At 47.0% G+C, this 5208-nt stretch carries 1 protein-coding gene and 1 pseudogene; both read left to right on the top strand.

Annotated elements, in window-relative coordinates:
- Positions 1-2809, top strand: a pseudogene (locus V6C93_RS30965) (hypothetical protein); the annotation flags it as partial.
- Positions 2810-3469: 660 nt separating this feature from the next.
- On the top strand, positions 3470-5208 hold a 1739-nt coding region (locus V6C93_RS30960), incomplete at its 3' end, for a tetratricopeptide repeat protein (protein ID WP_333480524.1).

The following is a 5208-nucleotide window of genomic DNA, read 5'->3' as shown; positions in this document are numbered from 1 at the left end:
GAATGTGCCTGCCTCATTCACGGCTACCACTGCTACAAGTATCGGTTTTGGCAATAACTGGTTCAATGCTGCTGGTGCCAATAACTATGCTGCCCTCGTTGGTAATCCTACTAGCTTCGCTTTCAATGTCAATCAGCCAGGAGCAATCATCAACTCTGGCAACTTAAGTGTAAGTGGGGGGGATTTAACCCTCATCGGTGGCACTGTTGTGAATACTGGAAATGTTTCAGCACCAACAGGTCAAATTACACTAGCGGCAGTAGAGGGTGGAAAGTTGGTGCGGATTCAGCAACAGGGGATGCTGCTGAGTTTGGAGGTAGAACCCCTAGCTTCGGCACAGACTCAGCCAGGAAACTGGACGTTGCCAGTGCAATCCCTACCAGAATTACTCACAGGTAACAGTGGAGGGAATGCGACGGGGTTGGCAGTGAACAGCAACGGAGAGGTAGAACTGACAGGTTCAGGGTTTCGCGTGGAGAATGGCGATGTCATCGCCAAGCAAGTGACAGCCGAAACCATCAAACTTTCTGCTAATCGCAATCTCACTTTAGTCGAGAGCCAACTGCAATCAACGGGAGATATGCAGTTATTGGCAGAAGATACCCTGCAAGTGCGCGATACTCAAACACAACCTTTTGCGGCTGAAGCTGGAGGAAATCTGCGCGTTCAGGGCACTCAAAAAGTTGACATTGTTGCTGTCAATCATCCAGCGAGTGGTTTTGTGTCTGGCAACGATACCGTATTGCGTTCTGAAAATACAGTAGGGGGGGATGCACACTATACCACGGGTGGCAGCTTCAAAATTGAGCAGTTAGATGGAAGTGCAGGTTCTCTCTACAGTCCTATTGACCCCATAATTCTCGCTGCGGGAGATGTTACTCTAGAAGGCTACACGGGAGCCTCGTTACACATTTTGGCGGGCGGTAGCGTGACCATACTAGGAAATGTCACAATTAACGCCCCAGATACGATAGAAAACTCGATTAATCCCAACAATCCTAACCCTTTTCTTGCCAGTCTTGCCACTATTACTCGCTCAGATGGTACTGCATTAATTTATAACAAAGTTCCCTATTCTACTCCCAATGGAGGGATTGAAAGACGGGATGGAACGCGGCTAGTAATCAATGGTAGTACTCAACCAACTTTGGATGTCCGTGCTGGAATCGATTGGACAAAATTAACGGGATTTCCGGGAAACAGCATTATAGGAACTGTTTCACCTTCACCTTCCCCTACTTTTTCTCCCCCAAGTAGTGCCAACATCACAATCGGTAGTATTAATGTGGCTCAAACGAATGGACTCGTCCTTCTAACAAATCAATACAAGCCCAACTCGCTACCGACCGGAGCGATTCAAGTCAATGGGCAACAAGCCTCAACTAACGCAAGTATTTATTTGGAAGGCGGAGCTTTCGCTAAAGTTGGCGCAGTCGTGATTGACTCTAGGACGAGCATCACAGTAGGAGATATCCGCGCCTGGCCCAGTTCTGTAGACTTGTCTGCTGTTAATGACATCAAAGCAGGAAATATCGTCGCTTCAGCGCAAGTTAGTAATGGTAATGCAAATGCTCTTAACACTTCTGTAGTTTTGAATTCTACGGCAGGCAATATTGTAGTTAAAAGTATTGATGCTGGTGCAAATGGTGTTGACGTTAGAGCCTTCGGTCTTTTTCAAGCTACAGACTCTTCCTTAATGAGGGGTCGCAGCATCAGGTTCTTACCTCTTCCAGGTACTAGGTTACGTCAGTTCCTTGATGCCAAAGGTATTCCCGTTGAGGTTGTCGATCCGAATGACTCGACTAAGGGGAAAATCCGCATAGACTTTGCGGAGGATCTTCCGACTAGCATTATGACCCGACCCAACCAACCTGATAACAGACCTCCTGGTTCACTCAATGCACCCGTCATAATTCGGTATGGAGACGCATCTAGAACTCTTATAAATGAGACCATACCTGTTTTTTCAGGTGAGACTCAAAGTCCTCCTACAAATCCCCCTAATGAGACTCGTATCCTTATTCAAGGTGGAAATGCTGGTTTTTATGGAGGGCCAAGAGTTGATAGAATTATCCCTGGAAATGACAACTTTATCACCAGAAATGGTGATCAGTATGTCGTTGTCCCGCCTAATTCTCCTTTTCCCTCTTCCCTGGTGAGGAATGAACGTTACCAAGCACTTGTATTTTCATCGAACGCTTTTCCTGCTGACGCTAGCGGCCTTGTAGGTGCCATTGTCGTAGCATCTGGACTAGATAGCGGCTTTTACGGCTCGACTCAAAATCTAGCTTTTGGCCCAGTTCCAGTTACTCCCAATCCGACCAATACTACGGCTCCAAACAATCAGACAACTCCAACCAATACTGTTAATGTAACCAATCCAGTAACTGACCCTATAACCCCAACTAATCCTGTTATTGCGACCAATTCTCCAACCTCTGATACCTCAAACAGTACGACAACTAAAACGAATAATCCTCCGACAGAATTGGAGAAGAAGACGCAATCTGATACCTCTACTACCTTTTCATCTGTTATTGGCTATAGGGGGAATATTCTTGATGTGAGCCAAGATAGTGTTGCTACCTCCTGTCATGCCACCGAGTTGAGGCTGAGAAGTGATGGCAAGATAGAACTCGTTGGCTCTTGTCTGTTCAGAGAGGATGAGGAACCGAAAAAGCTGTCTGAAGTTAACTTATTTGACGAAGGTTTTATGAACGTTTTATTTCCGAAAAATAAACTTATGCCACTGCAATTTGTGGAAAAGCATCCTGAAAAAATATCAACTATTCGCAGCCAAAAGTTCTGATGATATAGGGATTACTAAAAAACTCTCAGAATGCATATTTTTAGGTGTTGTAAATTGATTGATTTACTCAGCTCTGACACCAAGCCTTTTGACCCCTCCCCAACCCTCCCCATATTAAGGGGAGGGAGCTAAATTTCCCGCCTCGTTTCTAACGTTCCCCCTGACAAAGAGGGAATTAGGGGGCAGGGGGGCTAGGGCGCGTTTTCAAACCCGGAGCTCCCCCTAAATCCCCCTTCAAAAGGGGGACTTTGATTGGATTCTCCCCCCTTTTCAAGCTACGGTGTACACACAAGTCTTCTGGTTTGTGTCTGAGGTGATTTTGCCCCCTAAATCCCCCAATTCTGGGGGACTTTGAAATTCCGGTTCCCCCCAAAATTGGGGGGCTAGAGCACCGGTTCAGTAATCCCAGCCATAACTAAAAATGGTCATTCTGGCGCTCATCTTCAACGGAAAATCAGGCTCTTGATTATTAGTGAACCGGCGCTCTAGGGGGGCGAAATGCAGTATTTTGAGGTTACTCAGGAGATGTGTTTACACGGTAGCCTTGATTTATGCAAGAGACGCTCATGATCGTACCCGCTCACACTCCAGGATGAAAGGAGACTTTCAAAACAGGTCTCATCAACTGAAGCTTTCTCAACATCTACTCTATTGACAGCTATGCAACCTCAAAAAATTGGTCTGACGGTACTCATTACTCTTCTTGCAACTATTTCGCCATCCTTGACGGGTTTATTTCTGTCATCACTGCCCTCAGCACGAACCTTGGCACTAACCCAAGATAGTGGCAAGACATCAGCCGACCAACTCATCCAGCAAGGCATTACGCAATATAAGCAGGGTAAACTGGATGCGGCAATTCAGTCTTGGCAACAGGCGCTGAAAATTTACCAGCAACTCAAAGAGCGTCAGGGTGAAGCAACAGCACTCGGGAACTTGGGTGCAGCCTACCTAGCAATGGGAAACTATAAACAAGCGATCGCATCCTTACAACCCTTGATACCCATTACCCAAGCATTAAGCGATCGCAACGGTGAAGCACGAGCTTTAGGCAATCTGGGCATTGCTTACAAAGGCATGGGGGATTACGACAAAGCGATCGCTTCCCATCAGCAAGCCTTGACGCTAATGCAGCAGCTGAAAAACCGCCAGGGGGAGGGACAAATTCTAGGAAATTTAGGCAATGCTTATGAAGCCTTAGGGAATTATGACAAAGCCATTGAATCTTATCAGCAGAGTTTAACCATTGCCCAGGAAGTCAAAGACCGCACTGGAGAAGGGGCGGCTTTAGGCAATTTAGGGGCGATTTACGCCAACCAAGGCAAGTATGACCAAGCGATTGAGGCGTATCAGAAAAGTTTAGCGATCGCACAGGCTGTTGATGACAAAGCAGGACAAGCGAATACTCTCAATAATCTAGGAATTGCTTACCAAGTCAAAGGTGACACGACGAAAGCCATTGATTACTACACTCAGAGTTTGACTCTGGCACGGGCAATTGGCGATCGCCAACTCGAAGCCAAGACACTGGGAGGCTTAGGGCTAACCTATGAAGACCAACACGACTACCCAAAAGCGATCGCTAATCAACAGCAGACCTTGAAAATCGCCCAAACAATCGGCGATCGTCAACTCGAAGCATTAGCGTTCAATAACTTGGGTCATGCCCTGTTTAGTGCCAACAATCTCCCAGAAGCGGAGAAACAACTCCGAGAAGCCTTAACCGCGTTTGAATCGCTTCGCCCTGGCTTAACCGATGCCGATAATGTGTCTATTTTTGATACCCAAGTATTCTCCTATAACCTGCTGCAACAAATCCTCATCGCCGCGAAAAAACCCGAAGCCGCGTTAGAAGTTTCGGAGCGAGGAAGGGCGCGTGCCTTTGTCGAGTTACTCGGTCAACGCTTATCTCCTCAAGCCGCCCAAAACTATAAAACCAAGGCACCACCACCGAGTATTGCCCAAATTCAGAACATTGCCAAAACTCAGAAAGCCACATTGGTGGAGTATGCCATCATTCCGGATGACGATTTTAAGTTTCAAGGGAAGCTGCGCGGGCCATCCTCCAAACTCTTCATCTGGGTCGTTCAACCCACTGGTCAAGTGGCCTTTCGGCAAGTTGACCTGAAAAATCTCAAGTCCCTGCCAGGGGAGCCAAAAGATAATACTTCAGCATCCTTAGAAGACCTCGTTCGCGCTAGCCGGAATTTAGCCGGCCCTTACGCCGAACGTAGCGAACCGGTGAGGAAGCAACTTTATCAACTGCTCATTGAACCGATTGCCGAGTTTTTGCCCAAAGACCCCAGCGAACGAGTGGTTTTTATCCCCCACGAGACCTTATTCTTATTGCCGTTTCCAGCTCTTCAAGATGCTTCCGGTCAATACCTGATTCAAAAACA

The organism is Allocoleopsis sp., from assembly GCF_036703385.1.
Taxonomy (GTDB): Bacteria; Cyanobacteriota; Cyanobacteriia; order Cyanobacteriales; family Coleofasciculaceae; genus Allocoleopsis.
This window is presented reverse-complemented; position numbering and strand designations above follow the sequence as displayed.